Origin of the sequence: Nocardioides sp. Soil796 (genome assembly GCF_001429525.1) — a bacterium.
Lineage (GTDB): Bacteria > Actinomycetota > Actinomycetes > Propionibacteriales > Nocardioidaceae > Nocardioides.
On sequence record NZ_LMSQ01000018.1, the window covers coordinates 804926 to 826750 of the forward strand.

The 21825-nt window shown below is 70.7% G+C and carries 22 protein-coding genes; 6 read left to right on the top strand and 16 right to left on the bottom strand.

The window, feature by feature from the left end:
- Nucleotides 1–10: 10 nt before the first annotated feature.
- The 11 genes from ASH02_RS15230 to ASH02_RS15280 form a co-directional block, all read right to left on the bottom strand.
- Nucleotides 11–1354 (bottom strand): MFS transporter, encoded by a 1344-nt coding sequence (locus tag ASH02_RS15230; RefSeq protein ID WP_057295010.1) that lies wholly within the window; start codon nt 1352–1354, stop codon nt 11–13.
- 159 nt (nt 1355–1513) lie between these two features.
- The gene (locus tag ASH02_RS15235; RefSeq protein WP_056688472.1) at nt 1514–1972 is read right to left on the bottom strand and encodes a MaoC family dehydratase; all 459 of its coding nucleotides are present in this window, start codon (nt 1970–1972) and stop codon (nt 1514–1516) included.
- Complete coding sequence (locus ASH02_RS15240) at nt 1972–3189, bottom strand: acetyl-CoA C-acetyltransferase (protein ID WP_057295011.1); 1218 nt, start codon at nt 3187–3189, stop codon at nt 1972–1974. Before ASH02_RS15240 ends, ASH02_RS15235 begins: the two co-directional genes overlap by 1 nt.
- Nucleotides 3190–3200: 11 nt before the next feature.
- A complete protein-coding gene (locus ASH02_RS15245; RefSeq protein ID WP_082620923.1) occupies nt 3201–4106 on the bottom strand; it encodes an FAS1-like dehydratase domain-containing protein in 906 nt (301 codons plus the stop codon).
- Between the two features lie 2 nt (nt 4107–4108).
- Complete coding sequence (gene fabG, locus ASH02_RS15250; protein WP_056890220.1) at nt 4109–4849, bottom strand: 3-oxoacyl-ACP reductase FabG; 741 nt, start codon at nt 4847–4849, stop codon at nt 4109–4111.
- Nucleotides 4849–6018: an acyl-CoA dehydrogenase family protein gene (locus ASH02_RS15255; protein WP_056688482.1), complete on the bottom strand. Its 1170-nt coding sequence runs from the start codon at nt 6016–6018 to the stop codon at nt 4849–4851. Before ASH02_RS15255 ends, fabG begins: the two co-directional genes overlap by 1 nt.
- Nucleotides 6015–6851 (bottom strand): HpcH/HpaI aldolase/citrate lyase family protein, encoded by an 837-nt coding sequence (locus tag ASH02_RS15260; protein ID WP_056890222.1) that lies wholly within the window; start codon nt 6849–6851, stop codon nt 6015–6017. The genes ASH02_RS15255 and ASH02_RS15260 overlap by 4 nt, the downstream gene beginning before the upstream one ends.
- A gap of 1 nt (nt 6852) precedes the next feature.
- A complete protein-coding gene (locus ASH02_RS15265) occupies nt 6853–8151 on the bottom strand; it encodes a CoA transferase (RefSeq protein WP_082620905.1) in 1299 nt (432 codons plus the stop codon).
- On the bottom strand, nt 8138–9514 hold the full coding sequence (locus tag ASH02_RS15270) for an MFS transporter (protein WP_057295013.1): 1377 nt from the start codon (nt 9512–9514) through the stop codon (nt 8138–8140). Before ASH02_RS15270 ends, ASH02_RS15265 begins: the two co-directional genes overlap by 14 nt.
- Complete coding sequence (locus tag ASH02_RS15275) at nt 9511–10290, bottom strand: CoA-transferase subunit beta (RefSeq protein WP_057295014.1); 780 nt, start codon at nt 10288–10290, stop codon at nt 9511–9513. Before ASH02_RS15275 ends, ASH02_RS15270 begins: the two co-directional genes overlap by 4 nt.
- Complete coding sequence (locus ASH02_RS15280) at nt 10287–11210, bottom strand: CoA transferase subunit A (RefSeq protein ID WP_200959152.1); 924 nt, start codon at nt 11208–11210, stop codon at nt 10287–10289. The genes ASH02_RS15275 and ASH02_RS15280 overlap by 4 nt, the downstream gene beginning before the upstream one ends.
- A gap of 163 nt (nt 11211–11373) precedes the next feature.
- Between ASH02_RS15280 and ASH02_RS15285 the strand changes: the two genes are divergently transcribed.
- A complete protein-coding gene (locus tag ASH02_RS15285) occupies nt 11374–12285 on the top strand; it encodes an acyl-CoA thioesterase (RefSeq protein ID WP_200959154.1) in 912 nt (303 codons plus the stop codon).
- A gap of 11 nt (nt 12286–12296) precedes the next feature.
- Here the strand turns inward: ASH02_RS15285 and ASH02_RS15290 are convergent, their stop codons facing one another.
- The 3 genes from ASH02_RS15290 to ASH02_RS15300 all read right to left on the bottom strand — a co-directional run bounded on the left by ASH02_RS15290 (nt 12297) and on the right by ASH02_RS15300 (nt 15155).
- Nucleotides 12297–12659 (bottom strand): cyclophilin-like fold protein, encoded by a 363-nt coding sequence (locus tag ASH02_RS15290; protein WP_200951245.1) that lies wholly within the window; start codon nt 12657–12659, stop codon nt 12297–12299.
- A 181-nt stretch (nt 12660–12840) separates the two neighbouring features.
- Nucleotides 12841–13881, bottom strand: coding sequence for an NAD(P)-dependent alcohol dehydrogenase (locus ASH02_RS15295; protein WP_057295016.1), 1041 nt, complete (start codon nt 13879–13881; stop codon nt 12841–12843).
- Between the two features lie 65 nt (nt 13882–13946).
- Nucleotides 13947–15155, bottom strand: coding sequence for an MFS transporter (locus tag ASH02_RS15300; protein WP_200959156.1), 1209 nt, complete (start codon nt 15153–15155; stop codon nt 13947–13949).
- 133 nt (nt 15156–15288) lie between these two features.
- Between ASH02_RS15300 and ASH02_RS15305 the strand changes: the two genes are divergently transcribed.
- Nucleotides 15289–16164 (top strand): helix-turn-helix transcriptional regulator, encoded by an 876-nt coding sequence (locus ASH02_RS15305; RefSeq protein ID WP_056890227.1) that lies wholly within the window; start codon nt 15289–15291, stop codon nt 16162–16164.
- A 48-nt stretch (nt 16165–16212) separates the two neighbouring features.
- Here ASH02_RS15305 and ASH02_RS15310 read toward each other — a convergent pair whose 3' ends face one another.
- Complete coding sequence (locus ASH02_RS15310; RefSeq protein ID WP_056688506.1) at nt 16213–17124, bottom strand: LysR family transcriptional regulator; 912 nt, start codon at nt 17122–17124, stop codon at nt 16213–16215.
- A gap of 83 nt (nt 17125–17207) precedes the next feature.
- Here ASH02_RS15310 and ASH02_RS15315 point away from each other — a divergent pair, with 83 nt between their 5' ends.
- From ASH02_RS15315 to ASH02_RS15330, 4 genes are read left to right on the top strand one after another with little or no spacing between them, the layout of a single operon-like run.
- The gene (locus ASH02_RS15315) at nt 17208–18404 is read left to right on the top strand and encodes a CaiB/BaiF CoA transferase family protein (protein ID WP_056688509.1); all 1197 of its coding nucleotides are present in this window, start codon (nt 17208–17210) and stop codon (nt 18402–18404) included.
- Between the two features lie 48 nt (nt 18405–18452).
- Nucleotides 18453–19601, top strand: coding sequence for an acyl-CoA dehydrogenase family protein (locus ASH02_RS15320; RefSeq protein ID WP_057295017.1), 1149 nt, complete (start codon nt 18453–18455; stop codon nt 19599–19601).
- On the top strand, nt 19598–20407 hold the full coding sequence (locus ASH02_RS15325) for an enoyl-CoA hydratase/isomerase family protein (protein WP_057295018.1): 810 nt from the start codon (nt 19598–19600) through the stop codon (nt 20405–20407). Before ASH02_RS15320 ends, ASH02_RS15325 begins: the two co-directional genes overlap by 4 nt.
- On the top strand, nt 20404–21393 hold the full coding sequence (locus ASH02_RS15330) for an NAD(P)H-dependent flavin oxidoreductase (protein ID WP_057295019.1): 990 nt from the start codon (nt 20404–20406) through the stop codon (nt 21391–21393). The genes ASH02_RS15325 and ASH02_RS15330 overlap by 4 nt, the downstream gene beginning before the upstream one ends.
- A 160-nt stretch (nt 21394–21553) precedes the next feature.
- Here the strand turns inward: ASH02_RS15330 and ASH02_RS15335 are convergent, their stop codons facing one another.
- Complete coding sequence (locus tag ASH02_RS15335; RefSeq protein ID WP_056688520.1) at nt 21554–21733, bottom strand: hypothetical protein; 180 nt, start codon at nt 21731–21733, stop codon at nt 21554–21556.
- Nucleotides 21734–21825 lie beyond the last annotated feature (92 nt).

Sequence of the window (21825 nt, forward strand, 5' to 3'; positions counted from 1 at the left end):
GCACACCGGGTCAGGAGACCGGGGTCGCCTCACGTTGGTCGAGGGCGGGCTCCGTAGGGGCGTCGGCGTCCTTGCCGAACGTGCGCTTGAGCAGGGCACGCGAGGCCACCAGCGAGATGAACGTGGTGATCACGCCGAACACGACCGGCAGCACGACGGTGCCGGAGGAGTCCAGCAGCCACTGGAGGATCAGCGGGGTCATGCCGCACAGCGCGCCGGACAGGCCGTAGGCCACCGAGATGCCGGTGTAGCGCACCTTGGTCGGGAAGGCCTGGGCGAGCATGCCGGCCATCACGGAGTAGAACATCACGTCCGGGATCGTGGCGACCACGGCGCCGAGCATGGCCAGCCAGTAGTTGCCGGTCGCCATCAGGATGAACATCAGCGCCAGCGCCGGGATCTCGATGCCGAGCAGGACCGTGACGATCTTGCGGACGTCGTACCTGGTGGTGAGCAGGGCACCGAAGGGCTGCACGAAGAACTGCAGCACGCTGGCGACCAGGATGATCGACAGGAACGAGTCGCGGGAGAAGTCGAGCTCCTTGGTGGCCCACGAGAGAGCGAACGTGTCACGGGCGTAGACCACCACGAACACGCAGAGGATCGAGAAGACACCGAGCGTGACCTCGCGGCCGTTGTGGCGGAACAGCTCGACGACCGGGACCTTGGCGGTCGCGTCGTTCTTCTTCAGCTTCTCCATCTCCGGCGACTCCTCGAGCCGGAGCCGGATCACCAGGCCCACGACCACGAGCACGGCGGAGAACAGGAACGGCACGCGCCAGGCCCAGTCGAGCAGCGCCTGCTCGGGCAGCAGGCTGGTGACCGCGAGGAAGGCGAGGGTGGCCAGGATGCGGCCGGCCGGCGAGCCCTGCTGGGCGAAGGCACCGAAGAGGTAGCCGCGGTCCTTCTTGGTGTGCTCGGTCGCGATCAGCACCGCACCGCCCCACTCGCCGCCGACGGCGAGGCCCTGCACCAGGCGGAGCACGATCAACCCGATCGGCGCGAGCGCACCGATGGTGGCGTACGTCGGGAGGAGGCCGACGCCGAACGTCGTGACACCCATCAGCATCAGGGTGAGGATCAGGGCGCGCTTGCGGCCGATCTTGTCGCCGAGGTGGCCGAACACCACACCGCCGATCGGGCGGGTGAGGAAGCCGACCGCGAAGGTCGCGAAGGAAAGCAGGGTGGCCACGGCGGGGTCGGAGCCGCTGAAGAACAGCGGACCGAACACGAGGGCCGAGGCCGTGCCGTAGATGTAGAAGTCGTACCACTCGATGGTGGTGCCGACGAAGGCGGCGATGCCGGCCTTCCTCGCCATCCTCTCATCGGGGTTGAACCTGGTGGTGCTCGACATGGGGGGCTCCTTGGGGATGGTGCTAATTCGTGGCTGGCCGGCCTGTGACCGCATTCACGTTAGGTGGGTTTCGTGATGCACGTCCAACACCAAATCCGCACACCATTTGTGCCGTTTGAGGTATGAATACGGACGTGTGTGCCCTACTCGTCGGTCACTTCACCGGACGACGAGGGTCAGCGTCTCGGCGACGCAGACCGGCTTCGTGGCGCGGTCGCACTCGACCACCCACCGCACGGTCACCTGGTCGCCCGCGGGCACCTCACGGACGCCGACGATGGTGGGCGTGGCACGGATCCTGGACCCCACCGGGACGGGTGCCGGGAAGCGCACCTTGTTGACGCCGTAGTTGAGCCGTGAGGCCCCTGCCTCGAGCCGGTAGAGGGTCGCGGCGAAGGCTGGCAGCTTCGCCAGCGTGAGGTAGCCGTGCGCAATCGTGCCGCCGTACGCCGACGAGGCTGCGCGTTCGGGATCGACATGGATCCACTGGTGGTCGCCGGTGAGATCGGCGAAACGGTCCACGGACTCCTGGTCGATCTCGACCCACTCCGTGGTGCCGAGGGGCTCGTCGACGACCTGCTGCACCTCGTCCATCGAGGCCAGCACGCGGGGCGCCATCAGGCGATCCGCTCGAAGACGGCGGCCAGGCCCTGGCCGCCACCGATGCACATGGTCTCGAGGCCGTAGCGGGCCCGGCGCCGGTGCAACTCACGGGCCAGGGTGCCGAGCATGCGGACTCCCGTGGCACCGACGGGGTGGCCGAGCGAGATGCCGGAGCCGTGCACGTTGGTGCGCTCGTGGTCCTCGTCGGTGAACTTCCACTCGCGCATGACGGCGAGCGCCTGCGCGGCGAAGGCCTCGTTGAGCTCGATGACGTCCATGTCGCCGATCGTGAGGTCGGCCCGCGCCAGCGCCGCAGCGGTGGCGGGCACCGGGCCGATGCCCATGACGTCGGGTCGCACTCCGGCCACCGACCAGCTGACCAGCCGGACCAGCGGGACCAGGCCGAGGTCCTCGGCGACGTCGGCGGTGGTGACCAGGCACATGGCTGCGGCGTCGTTCTGGCCGCTGGCGTTGCCGGCGGTGACCGTGGACTCGGGGTCGTCACGCAGGATCGGCTTCAGGCGGGCCAGCGACTCGAGGGTGGTGTCGGCGCGCGGGTGCTCGTCGGTCTCGACGACCACGTCGCCCTTGCGAGAGGGCACGGTCACGGGGACGATCTCCTCGGCGAGGATGCCGGACTGCTGGGCGGCCACGGCGCGCTCGTGCGAGCTGACCGCCAGACGGTCCTGCTCCTCGCGGCTGATGGCGTACTCCCGGCGCAGGTTCTCTGCCGTCTCGAGCATGCCTCCGGGCACCGGGTGGAAGCGGCCTCCGGGGGTCTGCCGGCCGCGGGTCAGGCCGTCGTGGATCTGGACGCCGTTGCGGGCCCCGCCCCAGCGCATGTCGAGGGAGTAGAAGGCCACGTTGCTCATCGACTCGGCACCACCGGCGACGACGACGTCGCTGGCCCCGCTGGCCACCTGCATCGCGGCGTTGATCACGGCCTGCAGGCCGGACCCGCAGCGCCGGTCGACCTGCTGGCCGCCGACGCTGACCGGAAGGCCGGCGTCGAGTCCGACGACCCGGCCGATCGCGGGCGCCTCGGCGTTGGGGTAGCAGTGGCCGAGGATCACGTCGTCGATGCGGTCGGGGTCCACCCCGGTGCGGGCGAGGAGGCCCTGGAGGGCGGTCACGCCGAGGTCCACCGGGCTGAGGTCCTTGAAGACCCCGCCGTAGCGACCGATGGGGGTGCGTACGGGTTCGCAGATGACGACGTCGCGGGAGCTGTTCATGGTGGTGCCTTTCAGGGGAGATCGGTGTCGGCGGTGAGGGTGACCAGGACCCGGTCGTCGGGGTCGCGCAGGGCGACCTCGGTCGCGCCGGTGCCCGAGCCGGTGTCGGAGTCGGTGCCGGCGGTCAGCGAGATGCGGGCGGGTTGCGCGCAGAAGAGCGGTGCCAGGTTGCGGTGCCGCAACCGGCGCGGGGCGGCCGAGTCGCCGAGGCGCAGGGCCTCGGCCAGCAACAGCGTGGACAACGGTCCGTGCACGACCAGGCCGGGGTAGCCCTCGACCCGGGTCGCGTACGGCCAGTCGTAGTGGATGCGGTGCGGGTTGGCGGTGGCCGCGCTGAACCGCATCAGCAGGGTCGGGTCGGTGACCACGTCCCAGCCGTCACCGGTCGCTCGCAGCGGTGGGCCGGCTGGCTCCAGCTCGGATGCCGGTTGCGGGTCGGCACCGCTGTCGACGACCGACGGGCCGTCGCGGAACACCAGGTCCTGCCGTTCCTCGATGCGTACGTCGTCCGCCTGCCCGCGCAGCACGTGACGGACCCGCACCACGACGAAGTCGCCGCTGCGGCCGCTCTTCTCGTCGACGGACTCGACGATCGACTCGCGTCGTACCCGCTCCCCCACGCGCAGCGGGGCGTGCAGCTCCAGCGATCCGCCGGCGAACATCCGCCGGGGCTGGGGCAACGGCGGCAGCAGGCCACCACGGTGGGGATGGCCGTCGACCCCGAGCTGGGAGGAGAGCGGCCAGGCCGGCAGAGCGACCCAGTGCCACAGGGGCGGCAGGTCCTCACCCTCGGCCGGGGCCGGTGCGCCCGAGTCGAGGAGTGCCGCGAGTGCCGCGACCCGACCGGGGTCGACGTACTCCTCGCTGGTCACCTCGTGCGGCGACCAGCCGGTGCCTTGCTGATCGGTGGTGGACACGGTCACATGAACCGTCCGCCGGTCACCTCGGCGACCGTGCCGGTCATGTACGACGACAGGTCCGAGGCGTAGAAGACGGCGACCGACGCGACCTCGGCCGGCTCGCCGGCGCGGGCCATCGGGATCTCGGCCATCTTGCCGTCCCATGCCTTCTGCGGCATGGCCTCGGTCATCGCCGAGCGGATCAGGCCGGGCTGGATCGCGTTGATCCGCACGCCGTGGTGCGCCATCTCCTTGGCGGCCGCCTTGGTCATGCCGACAATGCCTGCCTTGGCGGCGGAGTAGTTGGTCTGCCCGATCATGCCGACCTTGCCCGAGAGCGACGAGATGTTCACGATCGCACCGGACTTCACCTCACGCATCCGGGCGGCGGCCAGGCGGGTGCCGTTCCAGCAGCCCTTGAGGTGCACGGAGATGACCTGGTCGAAGTGCTCCTCGGTCATCGTGCGCATCGTGGCGTCGCGGGTGATGCCGGCGTTGTTGACCACGATGTCGAGCGAGCCGTACGTCGACTGCGCCAGGTCGAGCGCGGCCTCGACGTCGTCGGCCTTCACCACGTCGCAGGCGATGCCGACGGCTACGTCGGGTCCACCCAGGCCCTTGGCTGCGACCTCGGCGGCGGCACCGTCGAGGTCGGCCAGCACGACCCGCGCACCCTGCGCGACGTAGGCCTCGGCGATGGCCAGGCCGATGCCCTGGGCGCCACCGGTGATGACGGCGGTCTTGTTCTCGAGCAGGTTCATCAGGAGTTCCCCTTCTGGGAGTGTGCGTCTCGGGCCACCACTTGGGCCGCGATGACGTTGCGTTGGATCTCGTTGGTGCCCTCGCCGACGATCATCAGCGGGGCGTCGCGGAAGTAGCGCTCGACGTCGTACTCACGCGAGTAGCCGTAGCCGCCGTGCACGCGGATCGCGTCGAGGGCGACCTCCATGGCCGCCTCGGAGGCGAACAGCTTGGCCATCCCGGCCTCCATGTCGGCGCGCTTGCCCTCGTCGAGGCGCTCGGCCGCGTCGACCGTCATCAGCCGGGCGGCGCGGACCTTGGTGGCCATGTCGGCGATCAGGTTGCCGACCGACTGGTGCTTCCAGATCGGCTTGCCGAACGACTCGCGCTGCTGCGCGTAGGAGACGGCGTCACCGAGTGCGGCCTGGGCCACGCCGACCGCACGGGCGGCGACCTGGATCCGGCCCACCTCGAGGCCGCGCATCATGTGGCCCCACCCGAGGTCGGGCTCGCCACCGAGCACGGCGTCGGCCGGGACCCGCATCGAGTCGAAGACCAGCTCGCAGGCCTCGACGCCGCGGTAGCCGAGCTTGGGGATCTTCTCGCTGACGGTCATGCCGTCGCCGGGCTCGACCAGCAGCACGCTCATGCCGCGGTGGGCGGGCTCGGCGTCGCGGTCGGTGACGCAGAGCAGCCCGATCAGGCCGGCGTGCTGGGCGTTGGAGATCCAGGTCTTCGAGCCGCGGATGACGTAGTGGTCGCCGTCGCGGACGGCGTACGTGCGCATCGCCTGGAGGTCGCTGCCGCCGGACGGCTCGGTGAGCGCCATCGTCGCCCGGATCGAGCCGTCGGCCATCGCCGGGAGGTACGTCGCCTTCTGCGCGTCGGTGCCGAACGTGCGGATCAGGTAGGAGATCACCGAGTGGCCGCCGATCGCGCCGGCCAGGCTCATCCAGCCACGGGCCAGCTCTTCGGTGACCCGGGCGAAGCAGGCCGTGCTGACGTCGACGCCGCCGTGCTCGGCGGGGACGAGGAGCCCGAAGAAGCCGAGCTTCTTCATCTCCTCGATGAACTCCTCGGGGTAGGTGTCGGTCGACTCGTACTCGCGCACGTTCGGCCGCACCCGCTCGTCGACGAAGTCGGCGACCAGTCGGACCATGTCCTTCTCGTCGGGTGTCAGCGTGCTCATGGGGTGCCTCCGGTTTCGGTGTTGCTGCTGGTGAGGATGCGTCGGGCCCGGTCGACCACGGGCAGGTCGACCATGCGGCCGTCGACGAGGAGTACGCCGTCCCCGGCGGCCTCGGCCGCGGTGACGACCCGCTGTGCCCACGCCACTTCGGTGGCGTCGGGCGCGAAGGTGGCCGCGGTCGGGGCGACCTGGGCCGGGTGGATGCAGAGCTTGCCGGCGAAGCCCAGGGCGGCGGCCCGGCGTACGTCGGCAACGAGTCGGTCGGCGTCGCGCACGTCACCGGTCACCCCGTCGACCGGTCCGGCGAGGCCCGCGGCGGCAGACGCCAGGACCAGGGCGCCACGGGCGGACGCCATCGCGGCGACGTCCTCGGGATCGACGCCGAGCTCGGTGGCCAGGTCGTAGGTGCCGAGGGCGAGCCGGACCACGCCCGGGACGGCGGCGATCGGCTCCGCGCGGAGGACGCCGCGGGCCGTCTCGAGAAGCGCGACGACCTGCGCGCCGTCACCCAGCGAGGCGACCGTGGCGGCGACGGCTGCGGGGTCCTGGGCCTTGGGCAGCATGACGGTGCATGCCACGCCGCTCGCCAGGAGCTCGGAGAGCGCGGCCAGGTCGGCGTCGTGCCACGGGGTGCCGTGGGCGTTGACCCGCACAGCGGCGGCCGTCGTGGTGGTGCGCAGCCAACTGACGACGTCGTCGCGGGCGCGGTCCTTGGCGTCGGGTGCCACGGCGTCCTCGAGGTCGAGGACCACGAGGTCCGCACCGGCTGCGGCCGCCTTGTCGAAGCGGTCGGGCCGGTCGCCGGGGACGAAGAGCAGGGTGCGTGCGTCCATGTCAGGCCACCTCGGTCTTCGGGGCGTGGCCGGTCGTGCGGACGACTCCGCGGGCGAGCAGGTCCGCCACGGCAGCGGCATCGAGGCCGAGCACGTCGCCCAGCACGTCGCGGGTGTGTTGACCGACCGCCGGGGCAGGACGAGGTGGCGCGCTGGCGCGGTCGACGTACACGGGTGAGCCGGGGGCGAGCAGGCGGCCGACGCCGGGCTGGTCGACGGTGCCGAAGAGCGGGTGGCTGCGGAGCACGGCCGCGTCGTCGGCGACCAGGTCGCCGAAGGTGCGGTACGGCGACCAGAGGATGCGGGTCTCTCCCAGGGCGGCGGTCACCTCTGACTCGGTGTGCCGCTCGAACCACTCGGCGACCAGGCCGGCCAGCACGCCGCGGTGGCGGTAGCGGTCACCCTCGTCGTCGAAGTCGGCCGCGAGTGCCCCGGCCAGGGTGTCGATGACGTCGCCGAGCCCGGTCATCGACCGCAGGTCCGACCACTGGCGCGGGGTGAGCGCGACCAGCATGAAGCGGGCGCCGTCGCTGGTGACGAAGTCGCGACCGAACGTGCCGTAGACGTAGTTGCCGTCAGCGGTGCGCTCCGAGGACGGGTTCAGCATCGCGTCGGCGAGGTAGCCGAGGTGTCCGGCGGCGGCGAGGGCGACGTCCTCGAGGGCGACCCGCACCTCGCTCCCCCGGCCGGTGGCGGCGCGGCGGCGCTCGGCTGCGAGCAGCCCGACGGCGAGGTAGAGGCCGGCGGCGAGGTCCCATGCGGGGAGCAGGTGGTTGACCGGGGCGGCCTGGTCGGCCGGGCCGGTGACCAGCGGGAAGCCGGTGCCGGCCTGCACGGTGTAGTCGACCGCGGTGCCGCCGTCGTGCTTGCCGGTGAGCAGCACGGTGACCACGTCGGGTCGGCGCTCGCTCAACGCGGTGTGGGTGAGCTCGGGCCAGCGCTCGGTGTTGGTGACCAGGATGCCGGCCTCGGCGACCAGGTCCGCGACGAGGCGGCGCCCCTCGGCCGTGCCGAGGTCGACCTCGATGGCCTGCTTGCCTGGGTTCAGCCCGTTCCAGTAGAGGCTGGTGCCGTCGTCGGTGAGTGGCCAGCGGGTGCGGTCAGGTCCGCCGCCGATCGGCTCGACCCGGATCACCTCGGCACCGAGCTGGGCGAGGGTGAGTCCGCACAGCGGCGTGGCGACGAAGCTGGAGACCTCGACGATCCGCAGGCCGGCGAGCGGGCCGGCGAGCGGGCCGGTGGCTTGGCCGGCCGAGGCACCCGCGGGTGCCGGGTCCGGGCGGGGTTCAGTGGACGTCATCGAGAAGGGTCCTTTCGGGGCGGGACGGGGCGCGGTCCGATCGGGCGGCGCCCGCGAGCAGCCAGGTGGCGGCGATCACCGCGACCGGTGCGCCGTACACGAGGAGGAGGCGGTCGGGCGCCCACGTGGCGGCCACCCAGGAGTAGCCGACCGCGAGACCGGCGAAGCGGAGCATGTTGGAGACGCCCAGGGCGGTGCCGTGGTCGGCTGCCGACGACGTCATCAGCACGTGTGCGGACGTGGCCTGCACGGCGCCGATGGCGCAGCCGGTGACTGCGAGGAGCACGACGGCGAGCGGCAGGGAGTCGTGGTCGAGGGCGAACGCGAGGCCGAGGGAGAACAGTGCGGCGGCCAGCACGACGAGTCCGACGCGCATGGTGCGGACCGCGGTGAAGCGCTCCGAGAGCCGCGACGTCACCGGCGCGAACAGGGTCAGCGGGACGGCCAGCGACAGCATCATCAGTCCGATGTGGCCGGGCCCCAGCCCGACGTCGCGTCCGAGGTGCAGCGGGGTGGCGGTGATCGCGACGCCGAGCGCACACATGACGGTGCCGGCCGCCGCGGTGCCGGCCAGGAAGCGCGGGTCGGCGAGGTGGTCCGGGTCGACGAACGCCCTCTCGCTGCGGCGCGCGATCAGCACGTGCAACAGGAGGGCCAGCGCACCGACGATCACCAACGCGATGCCGACGACGGCACTGCGGTGCTGGCCGGCCCAGGCGAAGGCACCGACCAGGGCGCCGACTCCGGCGACCAGCGTCATCATCCCGGAGACGTGCAACGGGGTCGGCACGGCCGGGACCGAGGGCACCAGGGTCACGACGAGCACGAGCAGGACCAGGCTGAGCGAGGCGTGGGTGAGGAAGACCCAGCGCCAGCCCAGGGTGTCGGCGATCAGTCCACCCAGCGGCGGGCCGATCGCCTGGCCGACCCCGATCGCGGAGGCCCACGCGGCCATCACGCGGGCCCGGTTCTCCGGCCAGTGCCGACCGAGGACCTGCTGGACCGACGACGGGATGGCCGAGCACGCGACACCTTGAAGGGCCCGCATCAGCACGAGGTACCAGAGGTCCTGGGCCGCCGCGGCGCCCGCCCCGGCGATGACCATCAGCACCAGCGAGGCGCCGAGCACGAGCCGGGAACCGAAGCGCTGGCACATCCACCCGGCGACCGGGGAACACAGCACCATGGCCAGGGTGAAGGCGCTGACCGCGAACACGATGCCGCTGGCGCTGGCGTCGACCGCTTCCGCGATCACGTTGATCGGCGCGCTGATGATGGTGCTGGACAGGGTGCCGAGGGTCGAGCACGCCAGCAACGCCGCGTAGGCGTGGCGACGTGAGGAGTCCCGGCGGTGTGCGCTCATCGCAGGTAGAGCCGCACCGTGTCGATCTCCTCGCGGAGCAGGCGCACGTCCTCGACGGTGGGGCGCTCGGTCTCGCGCACGTCGTCCGCGACGACGATGTCCCACCCGGTGGCGGCGCGGACCTCGTCGACGGTGACGCCCGGGTGCACCTCGCTGACCTGCAGCTCGCCGAACTTGTCGGGACGGCGCAGCACGGCCAGCGGCGTGATCACGGTCGAGACGCCGTGGCCCGGCGGCACCATGCGCGGGTCCTCCTCGCGGGCCCGCACGGGGCTCGGCGAGGTGCAGAAGTCGACCTTCGCGGGCAGGGCGCCCGGGTCGTGGCGGCGGAGCACGACGATGCACTCGCCGGCGTTGGGCACGATCTCGGCCGCGCCGCCGGCTCCGGGCAGACGCACGGTCGGCTTCTCCCAGTCACCGATGAACGTGGTGTTGAGGCTGCCGCAGCGGTCGACCTGGGCGGCACCAAGGAAGCCGACGTCGACGTGCCCGCCCTGGAGCACGTAGCCGAAGAGCGCGTGCATGCTGAGCACCGCCTCCGCACCGGTGACCAGCACCGAGTCGGCGATGCCCTCGGCCAGGCCGTCGGGGTGGGCGCCGCAGACACCGGACTCGTAGACCAGCTCCACGTTCGGGTTGACCGTGCGCAGGGCCAGGTCGACAGCCAGCGTGGGCAGGCCGACACCGGCGAAGACGCGGCGCAGGCCGACCAGCTGGCGGGCGGCGATAGTGGCGAGGAACTCGGTGCTGCCGGGTGCGACGTCTGCATAGGTCATGCCCGCTCCCCCGTCTCGAGCTCGGACCAGCGTGAGGCGCCGAGTTTCGCCAAGTAGGCCTGGCGATCCGGGAGGTCGTGCACCCATTCGTCGAGCCAGGCCAGCAGCTGCGTGCGGTCGCGGCTGATCGGCTCCCACGCCCGGTAGAAGTCGTTGTCGCGCACGTAGTGGTCGTGCGTGTACGACGGGTGCGCACCGCCGGGCACCTCGACCACGGCGTCCACGGCATGTGCGGGGAGCAGCGTGCGGTTCGGGTCGGCGCGGACCACCTCGTCCTCGACGATCTCCTCGACGGTGACGATCACCCGCGTGGCGGCGTACGCAGCTTCCTGCTGGGCGCCGGTGATGCCCCACATCTGCACGTTGCCGAGCCGGTCGGCGCGCTGGGCGTGCACGATCGTGACATCGGGCTTGAGCGGCGGGACGACGTAGATGTCGGGCCCGCCGAACGGGTCGGCGACCTTGCGGATGTTGGGGTTCAGCTTCGGGAGGTCACTGCCGGCGTACGACCGGAGGGGGAAGAACGGCAGGTTGGCCGCGCCGGCCTCGTAGCGGCAGAGCATGCCGTAGTGGCTGTACTCCTCGACCTCGAGCGGCTCGGGGTCGGCGCGCTCGATGCGTCGGCGCACCTCGTGCAGCGAGCCCGCGGAGCCGCTGGCGAAGAACGAGGCGACCAGCTTGCTCACGCAGCCTGCGGCGACGAGCTGGTCGTACATGATGTCGGGCGTCATGCGGCAGACGGTGAGGTCACGGCGGCCCTGGCGGATGATCTCGTGCGCGGCGGCGAACGGGATCAGGTGACCGAACCCCTCGAGGGCGACGGTCATGCCGTCGCGGACGTGCGCCGCGATCGCGGCCGGCAGGTCGGTCACCTTGTCGGTCACCTCGCCGGTCAGCTTGGTCGCGATCGTCGCAGTCAACGCGGGCTCCTCGAGGCTCAGTGATGGGTGTCGAGTGCCAACGATGCCGCCGGAACGGTGCAGAACTCCAATACTTCTTGGGTGGCCCATTGATACCTGATCCGACATGAAAAACGTGAGACAGATATCGCAGGCGGTTCCAAACCGCTGCATCATGGATGCCGTGGACGACACCCTCACCGACCCCGTCACCGCACCTGCCGTGACCCTGCAGGACCTTCTCGGGCTGCTCGATCTCGAGCGGCTCGGGTCGACCGACCGCACGGTCACCTGGCGGGGCCAGCCCCAGGCGCACCCCGAGGACCGCATGTTCGGAGGCCTGCTGCTGGCCCAGGCCCTGGTGGCTGCCGGGCGCACGGCGCCGACCACCCAGCGGGCGATCAGCCTGCAGGCCGACTTCCTCGAGGGCGCGCCCACCGACCGGCCGATGACCTGGCGGGTCGACCTCCTGACCGACGCCAACTCGCTCAGCACGCGACGCAGCACGCTGGTCGCCGACGACGGCGCCGAGCTGTTCACCGCCACCACCCGCTGGGCGACCACCCGCGAGGACCTGCCGTCCTTCTCGGCGGTGGCGCCGGCCGACGTGCCCGGCCCCGAGGCCCTGGCCGAGCTGGCCGAGCGCTACCCCGACGACCCGCGCATCCCCTCGTGGTGGCGGATCCGCCGTCCGGTGCACTTCCGGCACGTCGAGCCCCCGCCGTACGTCGCACCGGAGCCGACGACCGACCGCCAGACGGCGCACGTCCGCAGCACCGACCCACTGCCCGAGGACCCGGTGCTGCGTGCCGGCGTGGCGGCGTACGTCACTGACATGAGCCTGCTGGAGCCGGCCTTCCGTGCACTCGGCGCCGCCCGGCACGCGCCCGGGTCACGCATCCTCAGCCTGACCCACGGGCTGACCTTCCACCGCGAGCCCGACCTGTCGACCTGGCACCAGTTCGACTCCCGGGTCGGCGCGGTCGCCCATGGCCGCGCGTACGGCGTCGGGGAGCTCTTCGACGACCGGGGCCGGCACGTGCTCACCGCCACCCAGCTGGGCCTGGTCAAGACCGTCTCAACACCGACGCAGTAGAGGGGCCGGAATCAGTCGACGACCTCGACGGTGACCTCGGCGCGTTCGAGTCGGGCCAACTGTTCGACCGAAGCATCGAAGGTGCCCAGGGGGATGGTCTGGTCGGAGTATCCGACGCAATCAGCGTTGTAGAAGAAGCCCAGGCTCCCCCACGGGGCAAAGCAGATGAGGTCGCCGTTCCCCGGGTCGGAGCCGGGCGAGCCCTCGGTGTCGAGCTCCGGGGACAGGCGGCCGACCTTCTCCTTCCCCTCGAACTCCTCGAGCGTCAGGGCGAGAGGGAGCCTCGAGAGAAGATCGCGGACGGTGGGGTTGTCCTCGCTGATGGTGACATCGACCGAGGTGTCTTCCGAGGTGAAGCGGATGACCGTCCCCACGACCGCGGCGTCTCGAGCGCCTGTGCTGAGGTCGGGCCTCGGGCCTGTTGAAGAGGTCACGGAGACCGAGGAAGGCGTCGCACCGGACGATGCATCGCCGTCCGATGACCTGCATCCAGTGACGACACCGAGGGCCACCAACAGTGCAGCCGTGAACAGCCCTCGCCGAACGACGGCCATCTCAGAACGTTGCCGCATCGATGACGAAGCGGTAGCGAACGTCGGAGTCGAGGACTCGCTGGTAGGCGTCGTTGATCTCGCTGGCGGGGATGACCTCGATCTCTGCGCCGAGGCCGTGCTCGGCGCAGAAGTCGAGCATCTCCTGGGTCTCGCGGATGCCGCCGATCATGGAACCGGCGAAGGAACGGCGGCCCATGATCAAGGAGAACGCCTGCACAGGGAGCGGTTGTGCGGGCGCTCCGACGTTGACGAGGGCACCGTCGAGGGCAAGGAGTTGCAGGTAGGCGTTGATGTCGATGGAGGCGCTGACGGTGTTGACGATCAGGTCGAAGCTGCCGGCCAGGTCGGTGAACGTGTCCTCGTCGCTGGTGGCGTGGTAATGGTCGGCTCCCAGGCGGAGGCCGTCCTCCTGCTTCTTCAGCGACTGGGACAGGACGGTGACCTCGGCGCCCATGGCGTGGGCGAGCTGGACGCCCATGTGGCCGAGGCCTCCGAGCCCCACGATCGCGACCTTCTTGCCGGGTCCGGCGCCCCAGTGGCGCAGCGGGGAGTAGGTGGTGATGCCCGCGCACAGCAGCGGGGCTGCGACGTCCAGGTCAAGGCCGTCGGGGATGCGGAGAACGAACTTCTCCGTCACCACCACGTGCGTGGAGTAGCCGCCCTGGGTGATGGTCCCGTCACGGTCGACGATGCCGTAGGTGCCGGTGTTCCCGGCCAGGCAGTACTGCTCCTCCCCGGCTCGACAGTTGGCGCATTCGCCGCAGGAGTTCACCATGCAACCCACTCCCACTCGGTCACCGACAGCATGCGCGGTGACGGCCGAGCCGACCTCGGTGACGATGCCGGCGATCTCATGGCCCGGCACCAGCGGGTAGGGCTGGGGACCCCAGTCTCCGCGGACCGTGTGGATGTCGGAGTGGCAGATGCCGGCGTACTTCACCTCGATCAGCACGTCGTACGGGCCGAGGTCTCGGCGCTCGATGGTGGTGGGCACGAGGCCGCCAGTGGCGGATCGAGCGGCATAGGCGTTGACGGTCACCATGGGTTCTCCTGTTCGGTGTTCAAAGGGTCTGTGGGGTGGAGTGGGAATCGGGCATGGCCGGTGACTCACGGCTTCATGGGGAACGCCGTACGGCGTCCGAGGAACGCCAGCGTCAGGGCAGTCAGGGCGAGCACGACCATGACGATCGGGAGGGCGAAGCCGTCGAAGTTGCCGATGACGACGGCGCCGACCACGCCGGCGGCGAAGATGGCCAGGTTGAAGGCGACGCCGAGCATGGAGTTCGCGACATCGGCGTTGTCGCCACTGGCGATGCTGATGGCCGTCTGCAGTTGGGCTGCCGCGCCACCGAAGGCCAGCCCCCACAGGACGATCGCCATCAGGACTGCGACGACGGAGTGGTGGCCGACGATGAAGAGTGCGCCGGCGGCGATGAACAGAGCGATGCTGGTCAGGACCAAGGGCCGCAACGTGTGATCGATGACGGCGCCGGTGACGCCGATGCCGAGCAGGGCCGCGACGCCGAAGGTGACCAGCGCGACGTCGACGGAGAGGTCGATTCCGCCCGAGCTGAGATAGGCCGAGATGTAGGTGTAGACGATGTTGTGCGCGAGCATCCACGCCACGATCACGGCGAGGATCACCGCGACACCGGGAAGGTGCAGCACCCGGACCAGCGCGATCTGCGTGGTTGCGGCCTGGCCGGGTGCGTCGGGGATCAGGAGTGCGGCCAGAACCGCGGTGATCAGCGTCAGGACCGCCAGGGTTCCGAAGGACCAGCGCCAGTCGGATGTCGCGCCGAGCCACGAACCGAAGGGTGTTCCGACGGCCAGGCCCAGCGGCACTCCGATCGAGGCGATCGCCAGTGCCCTGCCGGTGTACCGGGGTGCGGTGATGCGTCGTGCGTACCCGGCGGTCATCCCCCAGACCAGGCCGGCGAACGCCCCACCCACGAACCGTGCGGCGAGGGAGAGGGCGATCTCACTGGAGAGCGCAGTCACGACGTTGGCGGCAAGGATCCCGAGGATGCCCACGATGAAGACCGGCTTGCGGCGCATCCCCCGGGTCAACGCAACCGCGGGGATCGCGGCGATCACCGTGCCCAAGGCAAAGGCGCTCACGAACTGCCCCGCGACTCCCTCACTGACGCTCAGCCCCACAGCGATCTGCGGCAACAGGCCCGCAGGCATGGTCTCGGTCGCGATGAGCAGGAATCCCATCAGTGCCATCACCAACAGGGCCGCCAGGGGAAGCCGGTCCCCGTCGTCGGTGGACGCCTCCGCCACGCGGTCGGACGTGGTGGTCTGGCAAGTCACGGAGCGGTTCCTCTCGGGTCAGCGGGTCTGTTGCATCCATGTCACCTGATCGGCGGACGCCGAGGAAGTCACGGTCGGAAGGTGTACCGACAGGGCACCCCACGAGGCCGCCAGCCGCCGTACCGTTGGCGGCATGGACAACCGAGCCGAGGTGCGTGAGTTCCTCACCAGCAGGCGAGCAAAGCTGACACCTCGCGACGTGGGCATGCCCGACGTGGGTCAGCGGCGAGTCCCCGGCTTGCGCCGCGGCGAAGTGGCTGCCCTGGCGGGGGTCAGCATCGAGTACTACTCCAAGCTCGAACGCGGCGCCCTGGCCGGCGTCAGCGCCTCGGTGCTCGACGCGATCTCGCGGGCGCTGAAGCTTGAGGAGGCCGAGCGCGCTCACCTCTTCCACCTCGCGCAGGCTGCCGACGGCACCAGCGCGATCCTGCGCCCCCGTCGGCGTGCCAAGCGTGCCTGGACGGCACCGCCCACGCTCCAGTGGGTGTTGGACGCCTTCGCGAACGGTCCGGCGATCGTCCGCAACGGGCGGATGGATCTGCTCGCATCCAACGAACTCGGCCGCGCGATGCACGCCTCGCTCTACGAACGGGCCGGGACCGAGGTCCCCAACTTTGCCCGCTACACGTTCCTCGACGAGGACTCCCGACGGTTCTATCCCGACTGGGACACGGCCGCTGACACGTGCGTCTCGATCCTGCGCACCGAGGCAGGTCGGGACCCCCATGACAAGCAGATGCACGACCTGGTCGGCGAGCTCTCCACCTGCAGTGACGACTTCCGGCGACGATGGAGCAGCCACGACGTACGTCTGCACGGTTCCGGAACCAAGCAGTTCCACCACACGGTCGTCGGAGATCTCGATCTGGCCTACGAGAGCGTCGACATGGTCTCCGAACCCGGCCTCACGCTCACCTTGTACGCCGCCGAACCGGCCTCGCGAACCGCAGAGGCGCTCGCACTGCTCGCCTCGTGGACCGCGCCAGCAGTGCCGACACGGAACAGCTGAGGATCGGCGTCACCACCGCTCCGGGGCCACGCTGAGCGACAACCCAGCTCAGGACCGCTCCGCACCCTCGGGCGTAGGCAGCGCCTCCTCCGAGGAGCGCAGCACCGCGAGCAGGGCCGGGTTGCGGTCGCCCTTGCGCCAGACCAGCTGTTGGTACGACGCCCGGTTGCCCTCCTGGAGCGGGATCACACCGATGCCGCGCTGGACGACGTTGGCGACCGCCGTGTCGAGGGTGAAGGTGATGCCGACACCGGCCGCCACGAGCGCGATCACGGTCCACGAGTCGGGTGCGGTCTGCACGACGTTGGGCTGGAAGCCAGCCGCCTTGGCCAGGTCGAACATGCCGTCGCGCACGCTGGATCCGGGGTCGGCGGGCAGGGCGACGAACTGCTCGTCGCGCAGGTCGGCCATGGAAAGCCGTTTGCGTGAGGCGAAGCGGTGTCCGTGCGGGACGACGATCACGTAGCGCTCGGCCGCGATCGGGCGGTAGTCCACACCTTCGGGCTCGATGCGCCAGCGCGCGATCACGAGATCGAGCTCGCCGTCGACCAGGGAGCGCAGGGCCTCGTAGTTGTAGGTGGTGCTCCGCAGCGAGAGCTCGATGCCCGGGTGCTGCTCGCGCACGACCCGGCCCAGCTGGCCGACCAGCACGTGCGACGACGGGCCCGCGAAGCCGAGGCGGACCCGGCCGGTCTCGCCACGGCCGGCCGAGCGTACGGCGCGCTTGGCCACCCGCACTCCCTCGAGCACGTCGTTGGCCGGGCGCACCAGCGCCTCGCCGGCGGTGGTCAGGCGCACGCTGCGGGTGGTGCGCTCGAACAGCGGCGACCCCAGCTCACGCTCCAGCTGCTTGATCATGCGGCTCAGCGGCGGCTGGGCCATGTGCAACCGGTCGGCGGCCCGGCCGAAGTGCAGCTCGTCCGCGACCGCGAGAAAGGCCTCGAGGTGGTGCAGTTCCATCCGCCAACTATTGCGTCAGAAGCAATGATTGTCCACCGATTGGGTATTGGACGCGCAATAGACTCCTCGGCGATGCTGAGGGCATGACCTCACCGCTCCTGCCGCTCGACGGCATCACCGTGGTGGCCCTCGAACAGGCCGTCGCCGCGCCCCTCGCCACCCGGCACCTCGCCGACCTCGGCGCCCGGGTGATCAAGCTCGAGCGCATCGGTGAGGGTGACTTCGCCCGCCAGTACGACACCGCAGTCAACGGCCTGGCCTCGCACTTCGTGTGGCTCAACCGCGGCAAGGAGTCGGTCGCGCTCGACCTCAAGGACCCCGACGGTCTCGCCCTGGCCCGCGAGCTGATCGCCGGTGCCGACGTGTTCGTGCAGAACAACGCCCCGGGCGCCGCAGCGCGCCTAGGTCTCGACCTCCAGGAGCTGGCCGACGAGAACCCGCGCCTGGTCGTGGCCTCCATATCCGGCTACGGCACCGACGGACCCCTGCGTGACCGCAAGGCCTACGACATGCTGATCCAGGCCGAGTCGGGCCTGGTCTCCGTGACCGGCACTCCCGACACCGCGACCAAGACCGGCGTGCCCAGCTCCGACATCGCCGCCGGCCTCTACACCGCGCAGGCCGTGCTCGGCGCGCTGTTCCGTCGCGAGCGCACCGGCAAGGGCGGCGTGGTCGACATCTCGATGTTCGACGCCACCGTCGAGTGGTTGGGCCACCCGCTCTACATGCACCTCTACGGCGGCGTGCAGATCCCGCGCATGGGACTCAGCCACGCCTCGATCGCGCCGTACGACGCCTACCCCAGCTCCGACGGCCAGATCCTGATCGGCGTGCAGAACGACCGCGGCTGGCGCGCGCTGGTCACCCACGTCCTCGAGCTGCCCGAGCTCGCCGAGCACCCCGACTACGCCACGAACCCGCAGCGCGTCGCGAACCGCGCCGAGGTCGACCGGATCGTCGGCAAGGCGACCCGCGGCTTCACCACCGCAGAGCTCGACCGGCGCCTGGCCGAGGCCGGCGTCGCAGCCGCCCAGGTCAACGACATGGCCGGCCTCGCCAAGCACCCGCAGCTCTCCGAGCGCGACCGCTGGCGCACGGTCGAGACGCCGTCCGGCCCGGTCGACGCGGTCCTGCCGCCGACCACGTTCCGCGACGTCGAGCTGCCGATGGGTCCGATCCCGGCGTTGGGCGAGCACACGGCCGCCGTGCTCACCGAGCTCGGCCGTGACGACGTCGCCATCGCCAAGCTCGCCGCCACCGGCGTCATCGGCCTCGCCTGACTGCCACTCCCCTCACGACCTCCACCGAACGAGCCCCCAGGAGCCCCCATGGAACCCGACGAATTCGCCTTCGTCCTCGACGCCGTCCGCACCTTCATCCGCAAGGACGTGGTCGCGGCCGAGGACGAGATCGAGGAGAGCGACCGGATCCCCGACCGCCTGCGCGACAAGGCCAAGGCGATGGGGCTGTTCGGCTACATGATTCCCACCGAGTACGGCGGCCTGGGCATGTCGGAGCTCGAGGACGTGCGGCTGGCGATGGAGTTCGGCTGGACCACGCCGAGCTTCCGGTCGATGTTCGGCACCAACAACGGCATCGCCGGGCAGGTCCTGGTCAACGCCGGCACCGAGGCCCAGAAGAAGCGCTGGCTGCCCGGGTTGGCCAGCGGCGACCTGGTGGCGTCGTTCGCGCTCACCGAGCCCGAGGCCGGCTCCGACCCGAGCGGCCTGCGCACCAAGGCGGTCCGCGAGGGCGACGACTACGTCATCTCCGGCCAGAAGCGCTTCATCACCAACGCGATGTACGCCGACCTGCTGATGGTCTTCGCACGCACCGGTGACGTCACTGACGGCACGAAGGGCATCTCGGTGTTCGTCGTACCCACTGACACACCGGGCGTCACCGTCGGGCCGAAGGACGCCAAGATGGGCCAGCGCGGCGCGGCCACCTCCGAGGTGTTCTTCGACAACGCGCGCGTGCCGGTCGGCAACCTGGTCGGCGAGGTCGAGGGCGAGGGCTTCGGCACCGCCATGCGGTCGCTGGTCAAGGGCCGGATCCACATCGCCGCGATGTCGGTCGGCCTCTCCAAGCGCCTGATCCACGAGAGCCTCAAGCACGCCACCACCAACACCCAGGGCGGCACGAAGCTGGCCGACTTCCAGCTGGTGCAGGCGATGCTCGCCGACAGCGAGGCCGAGTCGTTCGCCGGCGAGTGCATGGTGCTCGAGGCGGCCCGCCGCTACGACGACGAGTCCGACCGGCGCATCGCACCGTCGAGCGCGAAGCTGTTCTGCACCGAGATGGTCGACCGGGTCGCCGACCGGGCCGTCCAGATCCACGGCGGCATGGGCTACATGAGCGAGGTCCCGGTGTCGCGGTTCTACCGTGACGCCCGCCTGTTCCGGCTCTACGAGGGCACCAGCGAGATCCAGAAGCTGATCATCGCCAAGCAGATGATCCGGGCCTTCGAGGCATGAGCGCCCCCACCAGCCCTGGCCTCCTGGTCGAGGACCACGGCCCGGTCCGCGTCCTGACCCTCAACCGCCCCGAGCGCCGCAACGCCGTCGACCTCGACGACCGTGCCACGCTGCTCGACGCGCTCGTGCTCGCGGAGCGGGAGTCACGCGCGATCGTGCTCACCGGTGCCGCCCCGATGTTCTGCTCCGGCGGTGACATCGGCTCGATGACGACGGACCCGGAGATCAGCCGCCGCCGACTCGAGCTGGTCAACGCGATCGCCCGACAGATGGTCACCTCGGCGACACCGATCGTCGCGGCCGTCGAGGGCGGTGCCTTCGGCCTCGGCCTGGCCCTGGCCTGCGCCTGCGACCTCGTGGTCGCCTCCGAGTCGGCCCGGTTCGCCGCGTCGTTCGCGAAGATCGGGCTGGCCCCCGACACCGGCCTGCTCTGGTCGCTCCCCCAGCGGGTGGGGCCGGCGCTGACCCGACGGATGGTGCTGACCGCCTGCACCCTCGATGCTCCCGCCGCCCTTGCCTGCGGCCTGGTCGACGAGCTGGTCGACGATGGCACTGCCCTCGACAGGGCGCTCGTCCTGGCCGGCGAGCTCGCCACGAAGTCCGCACCGGCGCTCGCCGGCGTACGCCGCATCCTCGCCCAGCCCGACCAGACCCTCGAGGGCATCCTGACCGCGGAGGCTGAGGTGCAGATGAGTCTCTTCTCAACCCCTGAGTTCGCCGAGGGCCGCGCCGCCTTCTTCGAGCGCCGTCCCGCGGACTTCGCGGGCGCTGCCGCGTCCCCCGTCTCGGTCGAGGTGTTGTCATGACGGCACCGGCGCCCCGCCTGCGCACCAGGTTCACCGAGCTCTTCGGTGTCGAGCACCCGGTCATCCAGGGCGGCATGCAGTGGGTCGGCCGCGCCGGGCTCGTCGCCGCCGTGGCCGAGTCGGGAGCACTGGGCTTCCTCACCGCGCTGACCCAGCCCACGCCCGAGGACCTGGTCAAGGAGATCCTCCGCACCCGCGACCTCACCGACCAGCCGTTCGGCGTGAACCTGACCATCTTGCCGACGATCAACCCGCCGCCGTACGCCGAGTACCGGCAGGCGATCATCGAGTCCGGCGTACGCATCGTCGAGACCGCCGGCAGCATGCCCGCCGAGCACCTCGAGGTGTTCCGGCCGGCCGGCGTGAAGGTGATCCACAAGTGCACGAGCGTCCGGCACGCGCTCAAGGCCGAGGCCCTGGGCGTCGACGCGGTCAGCATTGACGGCTTCGAGTGCGCCGGCCACCCCGGCGAGGACGACATCCCGGGACTCGTGCTGATCCCCCGCGCCACCCGGGCGCTCTCGATCCCCGTGGTCGCCTCGGGCGGCTTCGCCGACGCCCGCGGCCTGGTCGCCGCACTGGCGCTGGGCGCCGACGGCGTCAACATGGGCACCCGCTTCCTGTGCACCGAGGAGGCGCCGGTGCACCGCCGGATCAAGGAGCAGATCGTCGCTGCCACCGAGCACGACACCGAGCTGATCTTCCGGCCGCTGCGCAACACCGCCCGGGTGGCCCGCAACGCGGTCAGCCAGGAGGTCGTACGCCGACTCGACGCCGGCGCGGAGTTCGCCGAGGTGCGCGAGCTGGTGGCCGGCGTACGCGGTCGGTCGGTCTACGAGAACGGCGACCCCGAGGCCGGCATCTGGAGCGTCGGCATGTGCCAGGGCCTGATCGACGACATCCCCACCGTCGACGCCCTGGTCAGCCGGATCGTCGCCGAGGCCGTCGACCTCATCGCCGGTAGGTTGGCCAGCGCGATCAGCTGATCCGAGGCCGAGTCCGCCGCACGGCTCCGTGTCTCGAACTGCGGCAGTTGGCGCCTCTCGTGCGGTCGCTCGAGCGGAACCGCGGACGCCGCACGAGCGAACTGCCGTAGTTCGCGACAGGTTCTGCCTGCTCGGGGACGCAACGCCCCCAGCGAAAGGATCAGGCCTGCAGTGGACCGGCCCAACGCCAGTGCTTGTCAGGTCCGAAGTACTCCACACGGTTGACGCCGTCCGCGGTCTCTTCCTCGATGCGGGCCCACTCGAGAGCTGCGGCGTGGTCTGGATGGTCGCCCTCGGCCACGACCTGGCCGAGGGCGTCGAGGAAGCGGTAGCTCACCATGGCCCACACGATTCACTCTTGTGCCGGCTCCACCGGTCTCAAGTTGAGACGAAGGCCGTCAGCCCTACTCGGACCCCCCGATCCAGCTCATC

What these genes read in the sequence shown, in the direction of transcription:
- ASH02_RS15325 (WP_057295018.1), top strand. Translation starts at nt 19,598, where the DNA reads ATGAGCGCCCCCACCAGCCCTGGCCTCCTGGTCGAGGACCACGGCCCG.
- ASH02_RS15335 (WP_056688520.1), bottom strand. Translation starts at nt 21,733, where the DNA reads ATGGTGAGCTACCGCTTCCTCGACGCCCTCGGCCAGGTCGTGGCCGAG.
- ASH02_RS15255 (WP_056688482.1), bottom strand. Translation starts at nt 6,018, where the DNA reads ATGAGCACGCTGACACCCGACGAGAAGGACATGGTCCGACTGGTCGCC.
- ASH02_RS15320 (WP_057295017.1), top strand. Translation starts at nt 18,453, where the DNA reads ATGGAACCCGACGAATTCGCCTTCGTCCTCGACGCCGTCCGCACCTTC.
- ASH02_RS15270 (WP_057295013.1), bottom strand. Translation starts at nt 9,514, where the DNA reads ATGAGCGCACACCGCCGGGACTCCTCACGTCGCCACGCCTACGCGGCG.
- ASH02_RS15275 (WP_057295014.1), bottom strand. Translation starts at nt 10,290, where the DNA reads ATGACCTATGCAGACGTCGCACCCGGCAGCACCGAGTTCCTCGCCACT.
- ASH02_RS15295 (WP_057295016.1), bottom strand. Translation starts at nt 13,881, where the DNA reads ATGGTGACCGTCAACGCCTATGCCGCTCGATCCGCCACTGGCGGCCTC.
- ASH02_RS15230 (WP_057295010.1), bottom strand. Translation starts at nt 1,354, where the DNA reads ATGTCGAGCACCACCAGGTTCAACCCCGATGAGAGGATGGCGAGGAAG.
- ASH02_RS15310 (WP_056688506.1), bottom strand. Translation starts at nt 17,124, where the DNA reads ATGGAACTGCACCACCTCGAGGCCTTTCTCGCGGTCGCGGACGAGCTG.
- ASH02_RS15315 (WP_056688509.1), top strand. Translation starts at nt 17,208, where the DNA reads ATGACCTCACCGCTCCTGCCGCTCGACGGCATCACCGTGGTGGCCCTC.
- ASH02_RS15330 (WP_057295019.1), top strand. Translation starts at nt 20,404, where the DNA reads ATGACGGCACCGGCGCCCCGCCTGCGCACCAGGTTCACCGAGCTCTTC.
- ASH02_RS15265 (WP_082620905.1), bottom strand. Translation starts at nt 8,151, where the DNA reads ATGACGTCCACTGAACCCCGCCCGGACCCGGCACCCGCGGGTGCCTCG.
- ASH02_RS15235 (WP_056688472.1), bottom strand. Translation starts at nt 1,972, where the DNA reads ATGGCGCCCCGCGTGCTGGCCTCGATGGACGAGGTGCAGCAGGTCGTC.
- fabG (WP_056890220.1), bottom strand. Translation starts at nt 4,849, where the DNA reads ATGAACCTGCTCGAGAACAAGACCGCCGTCATCACCGGTGGCGCCCAG.
- ASH02_RS15260 (WP_056890222.1), bottom strand. Translation starts at nt 6,851, where the DNA reads ATGGACGCACGCACCCTGCTCTTCGTCCCCGGCGACCGGCCCGACCGC.
- ASH02_RS15305 (WP_056890227.1), top strand. Translation starts at nt 15,289, where the DNA reads ATGGACAACCGAGCCGAGGTGCGTGAGTTCCTCACCAGCAGGCGAGCA.
- ASH02_RS15240 (WP_057295011.1), bottom strand. Translation starts at nt 3,189, where the DNA reads ATGAACAGCTCCCGCGACGTCGTCATCTGCGAACCCGTACGCACCCCC.